Source organism: Jeotgalibacillus sp. S-D1 (assembly GCF_004358665.1).
Taxonomy (GTDB): domain Bacteria; phylum Bacillota; class Bacilli; order Bacillales; family Jeotgalibacillaceae; genus Jeotgalibacillus.
Genome location: NZ_SMZR01000005.1, coordinates 112,333 through 130,265 on the forward strand (window position 1 = coordinate 112,333; position 17,933 = coordinate 130,265).

The following is a 17,933-nucleotide window of genomic DNA, read 5'->3' on the forward strand; positions in this document are numbered from 1 at the left end:
CAGACCTGTTTCCTTTTAAAAAGAACTTACCATACGATACCCTTATTCACGTGCAAAACACATAAATTGCCTGAATTAAAAAACAGAGTGAGCATTCAGTTTAAATGCTCACTCTGCTTATCCGTCCTTTTCATTAGCTCTTCACCGGAATCCAGATCTCAGAATAGTACGATTCTGATGTTGGATCACCATCAGAGTAGACTTCAAGGTCAGGCGTTCCTGCATGTTTATAGTTGCTTGATGGAAACCATTCTGTATAGATTCGATTCCACATATCCTGTATGGCATGCGGCATGGCTCCTCTTACTTCAAACACTGCCCATTTGGAGGCTGGCAGCTCCATCGTTTGAAACCGTCCCGCGCTGTCCCCGGCATGTGCCGCTGCTACCCAGTATTCAATCGTGTCAGGCATCACAGTACTCTTATCCACACAAACACCCAATATACCTTTAATAGATCCATTGTTCATCGAAACGAGTTCATCCGTCGTCCCGTCCTGATTGACCCTTTCCCAGATCTTTGGAATCCGGATCAAATTTTCACCATTCACACACCGCAAATCCTGTTTTAATCCAACAATTTGAACTGGACCTTTTTCGATCATTTCGACATTCATAGCCGTTTCTCCTCTCAATGTCACCTGGATAACCAGACGATTATAAAATTTTAGCTTCCCCTTGCCACTTTTTGCATCTTTTGGTGAGAGTCCATGCTGTTTTTTAAAGGCCTTTGAAAAAGATTCGGGAGTGTGATAACCAAATTTCAGAGCAGCATCAATGATTTTCACATCTTCTCTTACCAGCTCGTGCGCTGCGAGTGTAAGTCTTCTTTTGCGTACGTATTCTCCCACTGACATATCCGTCAGCAACAGAAACATGCGCTGAAAATGAAACGGTGACACTTTTGCCTGTTGTGCCACTTTCTCCAGTTGAATTTCCTCTAAAAGATGATCTTCCATATAATCAATGGATGCTTGCAATGACTGGATCCAGTTCATGAGCTTCACTCCTTGTACTTATCATAATGGATTACTGAAGTGAAAACATGTCGATTTTTGCTTTTTATAAACAGACTTCTGAGAGTTTTTGAATGGAGTGCTGTAGCGGGAACAGCCGCTTATGATGCAGTATTAGTACGCTTTATGCTGTGGCTTTTGGAAGCGAGGGGAAAGTACTGCCAGAACTGCAATACCCGCTAGAGGAAAAAGAAGCAGACATTATTAAAGCAGAAGGATGGATTTACTATTTTTCACAAACAAGAGGTTGGGACATAACTCCAAAAGTTATGTAAATTGAGTCTGCTTTATTTGCAACGATGAGGTGAACGGAGCGTAAGGTGGCGACTCCTGCAGGATTTGACGGCAAGCTGAGACCCCGCAAGGCGTAGCATGAGGAGGCTCAGCGCCGTCCCTGCGGAAAGCGCATTTGAAGCGCAGTGAGCCGGCTACATTAGGTAGACCCATTAGTCCCTGCCTCTTTGCTACGAATTCAGGAGGCTACAAGGTAATAGAGCTGCTGAAAGCAAAAGAAGATTAAAGTTGCATATGAAAATCATTATTCTGTTATCAATACTTTTCTTTAAAATCTTGCTTTAATTAAAAGGTATACATTTTACCCATCAACTTGCGAAACAACAGGAAAATCCACCCGTTTGCATATTTATAATTTTCTATCTTTTCAGATTTCACTATTGCAACATTGAAATTTTTACGATATGATGGCTAGCAACAGGAGGATATTGTATACAATCTACGAATACAATTAGAGGGTGCCCATATGACAATGAAAAAACGAACTGAAGAATTGGCTTATGAAAAGGTAAAAAGAGCGATCATGCTGAAGCGGCTTAATCCTGGACAGCGCATCACCGAAGACTGGGTAAGTCAGGAGCTGAACATGAGCCGGACGCCGATTCGTGCTGCTTTCAAACGATTGGAGAGCGAGGGGTTGATTCAGCTTGTCCCGCATAAAGGAGCATTTGTATGCAATCCTTCGAATAAGGAGCTTGAAGATGTATTCCACTTACGGATTATGCTTGAAGGCTATGCTGCCCAACTCGCAATCAATCATATTTCAGAGAACGATTTGAAAGAGTTTGAACAGCTTCTTGAACAAGAGATTGCCTCTTATAAGTCCAGAGATTTTGAAGAGTTTATGCATGTAAATGGGCTTATCCATTCGTTTGCCGCTAAGATTGCAGACAATAAGTTTTTGATGCAGCAAGTTGAGACCTTAAACCAATGGTCGGATTGCTACCTTATTTTGCGTGATGAATTTTACACCACGGAATTAAAGAATGTGAAGTCGATTCCAGAGCACAAAGCGATTTATGATGCTTATCAAAAAAAAGATTTACCAGCCGTTAAAAAAGCAATTGAATTGCATTTATTATCCACATTAAGTGATTTATCCAATCAAGAATCCATTTTCAGTTAAGGAGGAACAAACATGACAAATCATGCATCGATTAAAACTTCACTTCCAGGACCAAAGGCCTCATCCCTTCTCGAGCGCCGACACGCGATTGTGCCGAATGCTGTTAGCTACGGTGTTCCAACTTTTGCAGAAACGGCATCAGGATCAAAGATTACGGATGTTGACGGCAATACATTTATTGATTTCGTTGGTGCAATCGGGACCATCAATGTAGGCCATAGCCATCCGAAGGTGAAAGAGGCACTTCATGAACAAGTCGATAAGTTTATTCACACGGGCTTTAACGTCATGATGTATGAACCATATGTGGCATTAGCGGAAAAACTCGCCGGGCTTGCTCCGGGCCATCACGATAAAAAGGTTTTGCTCCAAAATAGCGGTGCAGAAGCCGTGGAAAATGCGGTTAAAATTGCGCGGAAATACACAGGACGACAAGGAATCGTTACGTTTGCCAACGCGTTTCACGGTCGCACACTCATGACGATGACAATGACCAGCAAAGTAAAGCCATATAAATTCGGCTTTGGACCATTTGCACCGGAAGTATATAAAGCACAGTTTCCTTATACATATCGCCGTCCGGAAGGCTTGTCTGAAGAAGCATACAGCGAATGGATCATTGAGCAGTTTGATGACTTTTTATTAAAAGAAGTTGCTCCTGAAACGATTGCTGCTGTTGTAATGGAGCCGATTCAGGGTGAAGGCGGCTTTATCGTACCAACGGAAAAATTTGTCCAGGCTGTAAAAGCAAAATGTGAAGAGCATGGAATTTTATTTGTATCAGACGAAATTCAAACAGGCTTTGGCCGTACTGGCAAAACCTTTGCCAGTGAGCACTTTGACATTGTGCCGGATTTAATTACCGTTTCAAAATCACTTGGCGCAGGCACCCCTATTAGCGGTGTGATCGGCCGCAGTGAAATTATGGACGCCGCTGCTCCCGGTGAATTAGGCGGTACATACGCAGGCAGCCCACTCGGATGTGTGGCAGCTTTAGCCGTCCTTTCGATTATAGAAGAGGAAAATTTAAATGAACGTGCAAACGTCATTGGCCATGCTGTGAAAGATCGTTTTGCCAAGCTGCAGCAGGAATTTGACTGCATTGGGGATATACGGGGACTCGGGGCAATGGTTGCGGTGGAAATTGTGGAAGATCCGAAAACGAAAACTCCGAATAAAGCTTTAGCTGCCAATATTATCTCCGCTGCACAGGCAAATGGCGTTCTTCTTTTAAGTGCAGGTGTTTACGGTAATGTCATCCGCTTCCTCATGCCGCTTGTGATCACAGACGAAGAATTAACTGAAGGCTTAGACCTTGTCGAAAAAGCTGTTCGATCTGTCGTTCCAAGCTACTCGGTATAAAAAAGGAGGCGTTATGCATGCAAGAGAAAAAACTTAAAAAAGTATTGTCACGATTTGATCTCCTCTTCCTGGCACTCGGCGCGATGCTGGGATGGGGCTGGGTCGTACTGTCCGGATCATGGATAACATCAGCCGGATCATTCGGTGCTGTTGTTGCCTTTTTAATCGGAGGAATTCTTGTTATTTGTGTAGGTATGACTTATGCCGAGCTCGCTTCTGCTATGCCCATGGTCGGTGGTGAACACGCCTATGTTCACCGGGCACTGGGACACGATATGTCGTTTATCGCTTCCTGGGCAATTACTTTTGGTTATTTATCTGTTGCTGCCTTTGAGGCTGTGGCATTGCCAACAGTCGTTACATATTTAATTCCAAACTACGAAGCAGGCTATTTATGGACGGTTGCAGGATGGGATGTTCATTTAAACTGGGTATTGATTGGCTCGCTTGGCGCAGTCGCCATTACAGCGATCAACTACTTTGGAATTAAACAAGCTGCTTCCTTCCAGACCTTTTTTACACTTGTCATCATCGGCGTTGGACTGCTGTTGATTTTTGGAGCTGGTATTAATGGAGAGACAGCTAATTTATCACCGTTTTTTGTAGGTGGCGCTGGCGGAATTATGACGGTTCTTGTTATGGTCCCCTTTTTATTTGTTGGCTTCGACGTCATTCCACAAGTCGCAGAAGAAGCGGACTTGCCTCCTAAACAAATTGGAAAATTAGTCATCATTTCAGTCACTGGTGCGATTCTTTTCTACTTAGCGATTGCGCTTGGCGTTGGCGTTGCATTAAATTCAACGGAGCTCTCCTTAACCGCATTAGCTTCAGCGGATGCGATCGGAAGCTTATTCAATTCGGATTTATTTGCACAAATTCTCATTGTCGGTGGTGTAGCTGGGATCATTACAAGCTGGAATTCCTTCATTATTGGCGGAAGCCGCGTTTTATATGCGATGGCAGAATCCGGGATGCTGCCAGCATGGTTTGGAAAGCTGCATCCGAAATACAACACACCATCAAATGCAATTTTATTTATAGGCAGTATTTCCATGCTCGCTCCCCTTCTCGGCCGTTCAGCTCTTGTATGGATTGTCGATGCAGGCGGACTGGGGATCGTCGTTGCTTATCTGTTGGTTGCACTGGCTTTTATTGTGCTGCGTAAGAAAGAACCCGGAATGGAACGTCCTTTCCGTGCCGGAAAATCACCTATTTTCGGTTATCTTGCTTTACTTCTAAGTATTGGATTTGTTGCTCTTTATATGCCCGGCATGCCCGCTGCGCTCATTTGGCCGTATGAATGGTTGATGGTTGCCGGCTGGACAGGTATCGGATTATTTTTCTTCATCCGTATGAAAAAAGGCGCCTACAAAAATCAGAATGTTCAGCAAATAAAATCGGATAAAAAGGTGATTTAAGGAGGATAAAACATGAAAATGATCATTAACGGTCTCGATCAGCAAGCCAAAACAACATTTGATGTGCGCAATCCAGTTACACAGGAGGTCATCACAACCGTACCGAATGCCGGCGCAGCAGAAGCAGAGCTTGCAGTTGAGTCAGCTTATAGCGCACACTTAAATTGGAAAGAAACGACCGCCGAAGAACGCGCCGGATTTTTAATGAATTGGTATAAAAAAATCGATGAACATAAAGAAGAATTAGCTCGTCTTATGACAAGCGAACAAGGAAAACCGTTTAAAGAAGCGCTCGGTGAAGTACAATACGCAAACAACTATATTGCATGGTATGCAGAAGAAGCAAAACGAATTTACGGGGAAACAATTCCGGCTTCTCACCGAAATAAGCGGATTCTTGTTCAAAAGCAGCCGGTTGGAGTGATCGCAGCCATTACTCCGTGGAATTTCCCGGCAGCCATGATTACGCGTAAAATCGCTCCGGCAATTGCTGCCGGGTGCACAGCACTCATTAAACCGGCTGAACAAACGCCGCTCACTGCTTTGCGGTTAGTTGAACTTGCAAATGAAGCCGGAGCTCCCCCGGGATTGATTAACATCGTAACCGGAGACGCTGAAACGATTAGCAACGTTTGGCTGGCGGATTCACGCGTTAGAAAGCTTTCGTTCACCGGCTCAACAGAAATTGGAAAGTTATTAATGAAGAAATCTGCTGATACAATGAAACGATTATCACTGGAGCTTGGCGGCCAGGCACCCTTTATCGTTTTGGCTGATGCCGATTTAGATAAGGCTGTAACCGGGGCTGTCGCTTCGAAATTTCGGAATGCCGGTCAAACATGCGTCTGCTCCAACCGATTTTATGTACACGAATCAGTTGAAAAAGCATTTACAGACAAACTGAAAGCAGCCGTAGAAACATTAATTGTTGGAGACGGTCTCGACCCGGCAACCGATATCGGCCCCCTGATCGATCAGGACGCTTACAATAAAGTACTGCATCATATTCAACAGGCTGTTGATAACGGAGCAACCATCGTCACTGGCGGAAAAGGGGTAACGCTACAAAAAGGCTACTTTGTTCAGCCAACAGTCCTTACAAACACAAACGATTCAATGACCTGTATGACAGAAGAAACCTTCGGACCCGTTCTGCCCATCAGTACATTTACAGATGAAAAGGAAGCCATTAAACGTGCTAACGACACGCCATTCGGCCTAGCTGCCTATTTATTTACGGAAAACCTATCAAAGGCACTCACACTTTCCGAAGCACTCGACTTTGGCATTATTGGCTTAAACGACGGCGCACCTTCAGCCGCCCAGGCACCATTCGGCGGCTTCAAAGAAAGCGGCCTCGGACGTGAAGGCGGACATCAGGGCATAGACGAATACCTGGAAACCAAATATATCTCCATCGGCCTATGATCTCTTGTTTGCCGTAAAATAAACGATTAGACTGTTAAAAAGCGCAGAGAAGTCCCAAAATGAAGCATTTTGGCGCATCTCTGCCTTTTTTCTTAGAATGAAGCAGTTTATTTAGGGAGTGAACAAGGATGATTTTTGACACTGTAATTGGTATAGGCTGGGATGTGGGCGGCTGGATGGGGCATAATCATGGAGTGGCCATCTGTCAGTGGGAGCGCAGGACAAATCAAATCGTATGGCGCGGAAAAGCTGCGGAGATATCGATACCTGCCCAGGGTCTCCTTTCCCTTAAGCAACTCACTTCTGAAGTTGAACCTGCTTTTACATTTGAGGATATCGGGATGAATACGCTAATCGTAATTGGAATAGACGCCCCGTTGGGTTTTCCAGCGGCGTTTAATCGGCTCATTAATGGAGAAAAGCCTGAGATGCAAAAGCCGGACAAGGAAATTAACAATCCGTTGGCCTACCGGGTTACCGATCGGGAAATCTACTCGGTCTTTGGAAAAAAACCGCTGTCAGCCTCTTATGACCGGATTGGAAACAATGCGACGGCGGCAATGATGCATACTAAACTTTGGGAAAATGAAGGCTTTAAAACACTTCCCTTTCAAACTGCAACCGAATCTGACCGCCGGCTTATTATTGAAGTCTACCCTGCCTTGGTAAAAGAAAAAAGATTCGAAGAGGCTCATAACAAAATAAGACGCTTTATCCCTGACGATGCTGTCCCGGGAACAGACGCTTATGATGCATGCATTTGTGCACTTTACGCTGTTGCTTATGGAAGTCAAGGCAACGTACTGCCAGAGCTGCAGTCCCCGCCTGAGAATAAAGCAGAAGAGATAAAAGAAGAAGGCTGGATCTATTATTTTTCACAAAAAAACCTCCCCACCGATTAGGCGGAGGAGGTCTATTTGAAATCATCCAATTGAGTTCATTTTACTAATGAAGCTCTCAAGCTAACGCCGTATTCCAGATAGCCCTTTAAACAGGTTAACATATAAACCCATCCTTCTTTGTTATCTACTAATTGACTAATAAGGTCTTCGTCGTTATCATCAAATCCCTCTTCGTTGATTTCTACAATCGTGCTGCCGTTTTCTGTTATTAAATTGATTGTTACAGTATGGTTCCCAGCCCACTCGAAGACGATCTTCTTATTTTCCTGCAGTTCAATGATTTTGATATCTCCTTCAGCGCCAAACTCTTCATATGTTAATGTAATGGTCTTCCCTTCCTGCCATCTCTCAGAGCTTGAAGAAAACCAAAACCCGCCAATCTTTTGCGGATCAACAAACGCTTCAAATATTTCTTTTGCCGATTTTTTAATTCTCATTTTAGAAAGATTATTCATCATGAATCAACTCGCTTTCCATTTTTTAAAATTAAAATCGTCAGAAGGATCATTCACATCTATTCTACCACCAAAATGGCTCGTAATACCCCTGCCATCTTTAGAATCAATTATTATCAATCGAATATTACCCTATTCTTTTATTTATTTTTACCCATTGCAAAATCTCCTGCCAAAATATAGTTTCCATCAGAGCTTTTTAGGTAAAAGAGATAAGTGAGTAATTACACGAAAGCATGATTAGAGGTGAAAACAATTGAGTGAACCGGTAAAATCACTTGGCATCATTACAGCTCCAGGGTATCCGGAGAAATTAATCGGATCAATCAAGGATGGCCTGCCTGAATTGCTCAGATATTATGTAGATGATCAATATAATTGGAAGATTGAATTTTATGTTGACTCTCTTACTGGAGGAACGGCCAATTCTGAGGAAGTATTAGATGAAGTAATTAAATTTAAAAGTAAGCATCAGTGGGACTTTACAGTTGCTCTGACAGATCTCCCCTTACTTAAAGGAAAAAAGGTCGTTATCGCTGAAGCGCTGGAAAAAGAATGCGTTGCGTTAATCAGTCTGCCAGGTCTCGGGGCAGCTCCGCTCAGCAGGCGGATAAGGGATTCAATCCTGCAGCTTGTAAATGAAATGGCGTATGACAGTTCAGAGGAAGGGCGAGCAGAGGCGGAACACAGACTTCAGCAAAAAGATAAAAAAACCGATAAAAAGTTAAAAAACCGGAACCCCAAAAAATTGGTAGGACGGCACGGATTTGACCGAATCTCTCCAATTAAAAGGGAGGCACCTGAAGAAAATGAAGAACATATCGATGTGCGCTTTAAAGTGGACTCGCGTTTTGGGAGCGCATTGCGGCTTTTAACCGGAATGGTTCGGGCTAACCGTCCCTGGGCGATGTTTCCCGCCTTTATGAAAGTGATCATGATTGCTTTTACAACGGGCGCTTATGCCCTGGTGTTCCCTACCCTTTGGCTGCTCAGTAATGAATACAGCGTGGGGCGGCTTCTTTTACTTTCTCTGGTCTCCATTACCGCCATGGTCGCCTGGATTATCATTGCCCATAACTTATGGGAGAAAAAGTCAACCACTAGACAAACAGACTATATGAGAAAATTATATAACACTACTACGGCACTCACCTTATTAGTGTCTGTATGCTTATATTACTCCTTACTGTTAATTATCTTTTCGATGACCGTTGTATTATTTATCCCTATGAGTCTGCTGCAATCTGAAGTATCACCAGAAGTGGGAATCATCAATTATTTTTATATTGCGTGGACAGCCACAAACATCTCGACAATCGTCGGCGCCCTCGGATCGGCACTTGAAAACGAAGAAGTCGTGCTTTCTTCCACTTACGGGTACCGGCAGCGGCAGCGGTATGAGTCGATTAAGGAAAAAGTTGAGGAAGAAAGCGATAAGTATTAAAGGACTTTCTGCCTCGTGATTTAGTATGTTAGATGATAAATAATTAAAAAGTGGATGGGAAAAAATTCATTGAATTTAAAAAAGAATGTCCACATTTATGGACATTCTTTTTGTTGTGTAGAATCCTATTTAAATTACCTGAACCGGTCTTTTTAGGTCAGTGTCTCTATAAAACTTACCTCGCGAGCCCTTATACTATTTCATATACCGATACTCCATCAAACGATTCAAAAGAGTAATTTCCTCTAACAATTCCTCTCCCACATTCGTTTCCTGCACTTTTTTTCGTTTTAATTCTTTATCCACCAGTCGTTTGACGGATAACACATCTGTTCCGTTTAATAGCACGTCTTCTTTTGAGTTAAAATGCTGATGGGCGACAAGCTGCATACCGTAGGAGTTATACAATAGAGTATAGCCCGCTATGCCGGTTTTCGATTGGTAAGCCTTCGAAAAGCCCCCATCGATTACAATCATCTTGCCATTTGCTTTAATCGGGTTTTCTCCGTCAATCTCCTTGACCGGGGTATGGCCATTGATGATATGGCCCTGGTCAGGATTAAGACCAAACTCCTCAAGAATGCTCCGGCAGGTATCCTCCTGTTCACGCAAATGGTAATACGGATTTTTTCTCTCTTTATGCACTTCCTTATCCTTGATGAAATACCGTTCAAAGGTTGTCATTTCCCGCTTTCCAAAAAGCGATGAGTATTCGCCAGTCCATAAATACCAGACCATATCGGTTTCAAGGTCATCCGTTTTTTCGGGGTGGGCAAAAGCCTGGCGCAAATTATGCTCGAAAATATCAAGCAGCTCACGGCCTGCATAGGTTTTATCTTTGATCATCATTTTTTCCATATTTCCATTTTCATCTAAAGGAATACAACCATGGATTAATAAATTCCCATTATATTTTAAGTAGAGACTCCCTTTTTTCATGAGGAAATTCATATGTCTGGCCAGTTTTTCTGAATGCTGGACTGAAAATAACAGCTTCTCCATCACCTGCTCCTCTTCCTCTAACAGCTCATCGGGCTGCTTGGGATTAACGGTTTTAAAGCAGGTATTTTCCAATGGATAAGTTTTCCCGTTAATCGTAATCTCATTTTTCTCATAATCAATTTCCTCAAGCAGCAGCCTTCCTGACATATTAAAGTTCGGCCGTCTTTTAATGATCGGGCTTTCAAGCTTGAACTGAATCATGGCAATGGCCTGATGGATTTTTGTGATTTGTAATCGCTCGTGGTCTGATGTATGTTTATCTGAATGTGTTTTTGGCCTGAAGACCGGGTTATCGTCGTAGTATTTGTCCGCCAGATTCATCAGTGGTCTAAGGTTGATCCCATACACATCTTCAATGATATCCAAATTGTCATAGCGTGCACAGATGCGAAGAATATTTGCAAGACACACCTTGGAACCAGAAAAAGCACCGAGCCAAAGTGCATCGTGATTTCCCCATTGAATATCAACGGAATGATAATTGATGAGTGCTTCCATTATTTTGTCAGGCTCCGGTCCCCGGTCATAAATATCCCCCACTACATGAAGATGATCAACAACCAGCCGCTGCGTGCTGTATGCCAGCCCAATGATGAGCTTATCTGCCTGTCCGAGAGAAATAATCTGCTGGACGATTTTGGTGTAATACTGCTCCTTATTTGCGAATTCATCTTTTTTATAAAGCAGTTCTTCTATTATATAAGCAAACTGTTCTGGAAGGGCTTTACGCAATTTTGATCGTGTGTATTTGGAAGAGGCATAGGAAATCAGCTTAACCATGCGTTCAATAATCTCTTTATACCAATGATTCAGCTCTTGTTCATTATCAAAGCTGTGTTTGATCAGCTGTAATTTTTCTTCTGGATAATAGACCAGCGTCGCCATTTCATTAATTTCATTTTCATAAATAACGCCGCTGAAGATATCTCTTATTTTCTCTTTGACCCTGCCGGAACCATTTCGCAATACATGCTGGAAAGCCTGATACTCCCCGTGTAAATCACTGACAAAATGCTCTGTCCCCTTAGGCAGATTAAGAATGGCTTCGTAATTTATTATTTTCGTTACAACTTTTTCTTCACTATCGTATTTCTGCGCCAATAAATCCAAGTATTTTTTGTCCACTCTTCTTAATCCCCCTTTGAATTCTTAACGATGTTTATCACTCAGCAATTAAGTTCGTATTACTAAAACAAAATATATTACTTATGTATTCTCACATTTCGTAATGCCGGGGCTGTATAACACCCCATCTACCTCCATCTTACCACTCAATCGAATTTTCAACATGGTGTATTTATGGTTAGAGTCTTTGTATTTACTAGTAAGATACCATTTTGATATATCTTTAATCTTTCACAGCTAGCTGCTGTAGTCAGCACAAGATACCGTTACAGCCCTCTTTTAACCATCTTTAATGTTTATATTCGGTTCCATTTCGGGTGATACGCATGTTTAAATATTCCAATATCTGTTTTATTCAATACCCAAGTGGGTATTAGATAAAAGAAGAAAAATTTTGATAACTGGAGGAAATCAGAATGTATCTTAAATATTTTTATGACAAACATTTGGCCCAGGCATCTTATATGGTTGGATGTCAGAAAACAGGTGAAGCCGCAATCATTGATCCTTCCAGAAACATTGAACCTTATTTGACAGTTGCCCGGGAAGAAGGGTACGTCATTAAGATAGCTATTGAAACCCATATTCATGCCGATTTTGTATCGGGAGCAACTGAATTAGCCTACCGGACAGGAGCGACAATTTATCATTCTGTGGAAGGTGAAGAAAATGGAGGATATCAGTTTGATGTCTCCCTGCCTCAACAAGGTCTAAAGCATGGAGATATTGTTGAGGTTGGCAATGTCCAGTTGAAAGCTATTCATACACCAGGCCATACACCTGAACATATGTCATATGAAGTAACAGACAGTGCCAATGCTGAACATCCTATCGGGATATTCACAGGAGATTTTGTATTTGCAGGAGATGTAGGACGGCCTGATCTATTGGAGAAATCTGTCGGCGTCAAAAATTCTGCCGGTATAGGAGCAAGCCAGCTGTTCCATTCTTTAAATAAATTTAAAAAGTATGCCGACTATATTCAAATCTGGCCAGGTCATGGCGCCGGCAGTTCTTGTGGTAAATCACTGGGGGCTGTGCCTACGAGTACTGTGGGATATGAAAAAATGGTTAATCAGGCTTTCCAGTTCAACGAGGAACAAAAGTTTATTGATTTCCTGCTCGATGGACAACCTGAACCTCCAGCTTATTTCACAAAAATGAAAGAAGTGAATCCATCTGGGATGACTCCCCTTTCCGAAGTGCCTGCCGGTGTGCAAATGCAGGTAGATGGCAATAAGGCAGCTGAATTAGCTTTGGAGAAACAAACCATGGTTGTTGATACCAGGAATTCTAACGACTATTCATCTCGAAACATTCCAGGTACGATCAATATTCCTTTCCCAGATTCATTTGCAGAATGGATGGGACGATTAGCAAACTATGAGGCAAATCTATACATTATTGCAGAACCTTATCATACAGATGAAATTCGTACGGTATTGACTGCAATAGGATTGGATAGTTTGAAGGGATTCTTACCTCCTTCTGTTATTCAAACAGCTGAGAAAATTCGATTCTACCAAAATAAAACGCCAAAGGAAGTAGTACATGAACAGAAATCAAAAGACTTACAAATAGTAGATGTCCGATACCAGGATGAGTGGGAAGCCGGTCATATTCCTGATGCTAAGCACATCCCTCTTCATAAGCTGTTACATGAATCAGATAAGCTGTCTGCTAATCTGCCGGTTGCAGTACATTGTGCTTCCGGAAAACGTTCAGCTATAGCTTCGAGCATTTTATTAAACCAGGGGTATGAAGTCATTAACATCAGTGGCGGTTATAACCGGTGGAAGGAAGAAGAGTAATCAACGACAAACTAATTCTGCATATGTGTAAGTCAATTTATTTATCATCTTAAGGAGTGAATAATATGAATATACACCAGGTAGTCATTGTAGGCGGAGGTACTGCTGGAATAGCTGTGGCCTCTCAACTAAAACGTCTCGCCAGACATTTAGACATTGCGATTATTGACCCGGCAAAAAAACATTATTATCAGCCTTTATGGACTTTAGTTGGTGCAGGTGTTTTTGATAAGGAAGAATCTGAGAGGGCCGAATCCGACTTAATCCCTGAAGGAGTTAAATGGTATCAGGAATCGGCTGAAGACTTTCAGCCGGAAGAAAATTTAGTTGTTACATCAGATGGAACGAAAATCCATTACAAATATTTAATCGTTTGCCCTGGGTTACAGCTTGATTGGGATAAAATTGAAGGGTTAGAGGGCAATGTCGGCAAGTTCGGCATATGCAGTAATTATTCCTATGAACATGTGCACTACACTTGGGAAACCATACGTACTTTTAAGGGAGGACGAGCTATTTTTACGCATCCTGATTCCCCAGTTAAATGTGGAGGAGCACCTCAGAAAATTATGTATTTAGCAGAGGATGCTTTCAGAAAACAAGGTGTTCGAAACGAAGCTGAGGTCGTTTTCCAATCAGCAAATCCATCCATTTTTTCCGTCGAAAAATATGCAGATACGCTAAATGAGGTTATTAATAAAAGAGGAATTCAGGCGAATTACAGAAAAGACCTCGTAAAAATAGATGGACCGAACAAAAAAGCCACCTTCAGAGATTTAGAAACAAATGAGGAAGAAACGCTGGATTACGAAATGATACACGCGGTTCCTTATATGAGTGCTCCTGATTTTATAAAAAATAGTCCTTTAGCTAATTCTGATGGCTGGGTGGATGTCGATCCTTACACTTTACAGCACAAACAATACAACAACATATTCGGTTTAGGGGATGCATCAAGTGTTCCAACGTCCAAAACAGGCGCTGCAATTCGCAAACAGGCACCAACGGTTGTATCGAACATCTACGCACTGATGAAAAACAAAAAGCCTTGGCGAAAATATAACGGCTATACCTCTTGTCCGCTTGTCACAAGCTACAATACACTGGTTATGGCTGAATTCAAGTACAATAACGTCCCTTCCGAAACATTTCCCATCAACCAGGCAAAGGAACGTAAAAGTATGTATCTAGTAAAAAAATATGGACTTCCCGCTATGTATTGGCATGGAATGATGAAGGGGCGCATGTAGAAGCTCCTTCATCACAATAAAGTCCCCGAAGAGACATAATCTTCGGGGACTTTTATCGTGAAAGCATCAAACCAGCACATTCATTTCCGCCAAAAAGTTGAACAATCCTTCTTATCCTGAATATTAAATTCAATGATTTCTTCAAGCAATTTATACTCAACCGTCTGGGTCCACTTAATGCGGAACAAACCCTTCGTCGCACTGTACCCAGCCTCAGCTATAGCATCGGCGAAGCGGTTCATCGTTACTTCTTCTGGTGCAAAGCTCATATGCTTCTTTGCAGCATCGATGCCAATAATAAAAGTACTGTGATCGGAAAACATCGGCGTATTCCACTTGTATTGCGGATCTAAATTCGGAAATTTATCATTCACCCACGTCAAAACTTCCTCGAACTTTTCCCGGTGGTCGGGATCATCAATTCCTTTTATATAGTCAGAAAAGACTTCCATATTGTGCCCTCCTATATTATTTTTTTAATTCACAACGCATTCTCATCTTCTACCTTCTTATTATCTCCTAAATGAACAGATTGTTTAACAATAAATTGGAGGCTGCTATAAATTACATACGATCCCTATTAAAAAGAATGGAACTAACAGCAATCAATCTTCTTACTTCTTCTTCCCTTTTTAATATAAAACACTAACACGATCGGAATAACTAACGGAATAATTAAGTATATGACGAATGTCCAAACAGTACTTAGAAAAAACATAAGATCGCTGCAGCCATTTGTGCCACAAACGATTGTCCTGAAATCTCCAGTACCAATTTCTGAAATGTATCCGATAAATCTAAAACCAATTAAGAGAAACCATACCAAACAGATGACAACGGCCAATGAAACTTTTTTATTTATTGTGCTCATCGTTTACTCCCTCTATAAAAGACTGACTTTTTACCATAATAATCCTTCTATAAACCAAATCATACCAAACTGTGCTATAATAGATTTACTACGATAACGCCAAACCCATTTAGACCCCTGACCTCAGTTCACTTTGTCTAAATGGATTTGGTGTTTTTTTGTATGTGTAAACGATTTCATAATAGGAGGAAGACGAATTGAAGAATACAGCATTAATATATTGTGAAAATAATTTTGGTAAAATGGACGGAAAAACTGCCAACGGTTTAATACGCCGCTCAGGGAAATATGACATTGTAGGCGTAATTGACAGTACGAAAGCAGGTATGGATGCTGGAGATGTTCTTGAGGAAGGAACGATGGGCATCCCGGTATTTGATAGTTTGACACAGGCGGTAGAACGTCTGGAGAAAATGCCAGCACAATTTATCTATGGAATTGCTCCTGCTGAAGCCTTTCTTAAATCAACTGAACGGGATTTATTATTTCATGCTATGAAACTCGGCATGAATATTATTAATCCACTTCATGAATTTCTGGCTGAAGATAAAGAATTTATGCAGCATGCAGCACAGTGTGGGGTTACGATTACGGATGTTCGAAAACCGCCTTCAAAGAAAGATTTGCACTTATTTTCAGGACGCATATTAGAGATTGAAACGCCGGTTGTAGCCGTTTTGGGAACAGATAGCGCGGTGGGCAAAAGAACGACTGCTGTTTTGCTTCAGGCAGCTCTTGAAGAGGCTGGATTAACTGTTGCATTTATAGCAACCGGTCAAACAGGATTAATTCAGGGCGCGGCATATGGTGCTGCGATCGATGCCTTGCCGTCTCAATATATAACAGGTGAAATTGAAAACCAAATAATGAAAGCGTATGACACAGAACGCCCTGATGTGATCATTGTAGAAGGCCAGGGAGCGCTCAGTCACCCTGCCTATATCAGCTCTTCAGGTATCTTAAAAGGAGCAAGACCATCAGCAGTCATCGTTCAACATCCCCCTATGCGTACAAATTTAGGCGATTTTCCATTCATGAAAATGCCTACTGTAAAAAGTGAAATTGATTTGATTGAAAACTTCTCGCATTCAAAAGTGATCGCCATTACCATAAACCACGAAAACATGGCTGATCATCAAATCGATCAAACCATTGTTGCCTATGAGGAAAAATTAGGCCTTCCAACCACGGATGTTTTGAAATACGGATGCGATAAACTTGTCCAGAGTCTTTTTACAGCCTTTCCAGCCCTGACTTCGAAGAATATTCTCACCACATGAAACTCACAATCGCACCACTAGTCCATCCATTAAAGCTTCAGCATATGATGCCGAAAATGGAAATTAATCTTTCAAAAATCGCTCATAATGTCAAGGCAATAAAGGCGTTATACGAAGCGAAAGGCATTCAGGTTATGGGTGTAACAAAAGGCGTCTGTGGCAGCATTGAACTGGCTAATCTACTCGTTGACAATGGCATTTCGCAATTAGGAGATTCAAAGGTGAGCAACCTCAGAAAAATGAAAGAAGCTGGTGTACAAGCTGAATTTGTATTATTGAGAACTCCTGCATTAAGTGAAGTCGAGGCAGTAGTGGACTATGCTGACATCAGCTTAAACTCTGAGCTGGTGGTAATCAATCAATTAGCACAATGTGCGGTCAGTAAAAACACTGTGCAGAAGATTATCCTCATGATTGAACTGGGTGACTTACGTGAAGGCATTATGACAGAAAATATCGATCGCTATATTCAAAGCATCATGCATCTCCCTGGAATCGAATTAGTAGGAATTGGAGCTAATTTTGCTTGTTTTGGAGGCGTAAAACCCGATGCCGAAAAGATGAATACACTCTCTCTTCTGGCCGCGGATATTAGAAATAGATATGACCTTTCACTTCCCTATGTGTCAGGAGGCAATTCCGCTAATTTCACCTGGTTTACATCCACAGAAGAAATCGGTGAAGTTAATCATTTGCGCATTGGGGAATCGATCCTGCTCGGACGCGAAACCCTTACTCGCATGCCGATCCCAGGATTGTATACCGATGCTTTTACTTTTTACTCAGAGGTTATTGAATCCAAAATAAAACCTTCTGTTCCTTACGGTGAAATAGCACAAAATGCATTAGGCTTTTATCCTGCCTTCGAAGAGCTCGGCAATATACGCCGCTGTATTCTTGGCGTTGGATTTCAAGATGTCTTTGTTTCGGGGCTAACCCCTCTATTGGATTTAAATGTAGTTGGGTTCAGCAGTGACCATACTGTTCTTGATGCAAAAAATGTTAATTTACAGGTTGGGGACCCTGTCGCCTTTTCCGTCAACTATGGTGCGTTACTATCGATCATGACATCGACTACTGTAACAAAGGAATATATATACGATCTATAAGACTAGATACTTTTCAAGCAATTGCCGGTTGCAGGCGGACG

General features: G+C 41.9%; 15 protein-coding genes. 10 read left to right on the top strand and 5 right to left on the bottom strand.

What is annotated here, in order from left to right:
- Positions 1 to 133: 133 nt before the first annotated feature.
- On the bottom strand, positions 134 to 997 hold the full coding sequence (locus E2R51_RS14780; protein WP_133377865.1) for an AraC family transcriptional regulator: 864 nt from the start codon (positions 995 to 997) through the stop codon (positions 134 to 136).
- 784 nt (positions 998 to 1,781) lie between these two features.
- On the opposite strand from E2R51_RS14780, the gene E2R51_RS14785 reads away from it, so the two are divergent.
- The 5 genes from E2R51_RS14785 (at position 1,782) to E2R51_RS14805 (ending at position 7,545) form a co-directional block, all read left to right on the top strand.
- Positions 1,782 to 2,435, top strand: coding sequence for a GntR family transcriptional regulator (locus E2R51_RS14785; RefSeq protein WP_133377866.1), 654 nt, complete (start codon positions 1,782 to 1,784; stop codon positions 2,433 to 2,435).
- A gap of 12 nt (positions 2,436 to 2,447) precedes the next feature.
- Complete coding sequence (gene gabT / locus E2R51_RS14790) at positions 2,448 to 3,797, top strand: 4-aminobutyrate--2-oxoglutarate transaminase (RefSeq protein WP_133377867.1); 1,350 nt, start codon at positions 2,448 to 2,450, stop codon at positions 3,795 to 3,797.
- Positions 3,798 to 3,814: 17 nt separating this feature from the next.
- A complete protein-coding gene (locus tag E2R51_RS14795) occupies positions 3,815 to 5,215 on the top strand; it encodes an APC family permease (protein WP_133377868.1) in 1,401 nt (466 codons plus the stop codon).
- A gap of 12 nt (positions 5,216 to 5,227) precedes the next feature.
- Positions 5,228 to 6,643 (top strand): NAD-dependent succinate-semialdehyde dehydrogenase, encoded by a 1,416-nt coding sequence (locus E2R51_RS14800; protein WP_133377869.1) that lies wholly within the window; start codon positions 5,228 to 5,230, stop codon positions 6,641 to 6,643.
- A gap of 128 nt (positions 6,644 to 6,771) precedes the next feature.
- Complete coding sequence (locus E2R51_RS14805; RefSeq protein ID WP_133377870.1) at positions 6,772 to 7,545, top strand: DUF429 domain-containing protein; 774 nt, start codon at positions 6,772 to 6,774, stop codon at positions 7,543 to 7,545.
- Between the two features lie 35 nt (positions 7,546 to 7,580).
- On the opposite strand, the gene E2R51_RS14810 is transcribed toward E2R51_RS14805, so the two are convergent.
- A complete protein-coding gene (locus E2R51_RS14810) occupies positions 7,581 to 8,000 on the bottom strand; it encodes an SRPBCC family protein (RefSeq protein ID WP_133378029.1) in 420 nt (139 codons plus the stop codon).
- A 256-nt stretch (positions 8,001 to 8,256) separates the two neighbouring features.
- Here E2R51_RS14810 and E2R51_RS14815 point away from each other — a divergent pair, with 256 nt between their 5' ends.
- Positions 8,257 to 9,444: a hypothetical protein gene (locus tag E2R51_RS14815; RefSeq protein WP_133377871.1), complete on the top strand. Its 1,188-nt coding sequence runs from the start codon at positions 8,257 to 8,259 to the stop codon at positions 9,442 to 9,444.
- A 195-nt stretch (positions 9,445 to 9,639) separates the two neighbouring features.
- Here the strand turns inward: E2R51_RS14815 and fbp are convergent, their stop codons facing one another.
- Positions 9,640 to 11,571 (bottom strand): fructose-1,6-bisphosphatase, encoded by a 1,932-nt coding sequence (gene fbp, locus E2R51_RS14820; protein WP_133377872.1) that lies wholly within the window; start codon positions 11,569 to 11,571, stop codon positions 9,640 to 9,642.
- A gap of 416 nt (positions 11,572 to 11,987) precedes the next feature.
- Between fbp and E2R51_RS14825 the strand changes: the two genes are divergently transcribed.
- Both E2R51_RS14825 and E2R51_RS14830 read left to right on the top strand, forming a co-directional pair.
- Positions 11,988 to 13,382, top strand: a complete 1,395-nt coding sequence (locus E2R51_RS14825; protein WP_133377873.1) for an MBL fold metallo-hydrolase — start codon at positions 11,988 to 11,990, stop codon at positions 13,380 to 13,382.
- A gap of 65 nt (positions 13,383 to 13,447) precedes the next feature.
- Positions 13,448 to 14,632, top strand: a complete 1,185-nt coding sequence (locus E2R51_RS14830) for an NAD(P)/FAD-dependent oxidoreductase (protein WP_133377874.1) — start codon at positions 13,448 to 13,450, stop codon at positions 14,630 to 14,632.
- Positions 14,633 to 14,712: 80 nt separating this feature from the next.
- Here E2R51_RS14830 and E2R51_RS14835 read toward each other — a convergent pair whose 3' ends face one another.
- Both E2R51_RS14835 and E2R51_RS14840 read right to left on the bottom strand, forming a co-directional pair.
- On the bottom strand, positions 14,713 to 15,084 hold the full coding sequence (locus E2R51_RS14835; RefSeq protein WP_133377875.1) for an iron chaperone: 372 nt from the start codon (positions 15,082 to 15,084) through the stop codon (positions 14,713 to 14,715).
- A gap of 143 nt (positions 15,085 to 15,227) precedes the next feature.
- Entirely contained in the window at positions 15,228 to 15,503 is a 276-nt protein-coding gene (locus E2R51_RS14840; protein WP_133377876.1) for a hypothetical protein, read from the bottom strand.
- Positions 15,504 to 15,700: 197 nt separating this feature from the next.
- Between E2R51_RS14840 and E2R51_RS14845 the strand changes: the two genes are divergently transcribed.
- Positions 15,701 to 16,783 carry an N-acetyltransferase DgcN family protein gene (locus tag E2R51_RS14845; protein WP_133377877.1) on the top strand — a complete coding sequence of 361 codons (1,083 nt, stop codon included), beginning with the start codon at positions 15,701 to 15,703 and terminating at the stop codon, positions 16,781 to 16,783.
- Entirely contained in the window at positions 16,780 to 17,892 is a 1,113-nt protein-coding gene (locus tag E2R51_RS14850) for an alanine/ornithine racemase family PLP-dependent enzyme (RefSeq protein ID WP_240733098.1), read from the top strand. Before E2R51_RS14845 ends, E2R51_RS14850 begins: the two co-directional genes overlap by 4 nt.
- The last annotated feature ends 41 nt before the right edge of the window (positions 17,893 to 17,933 follow it).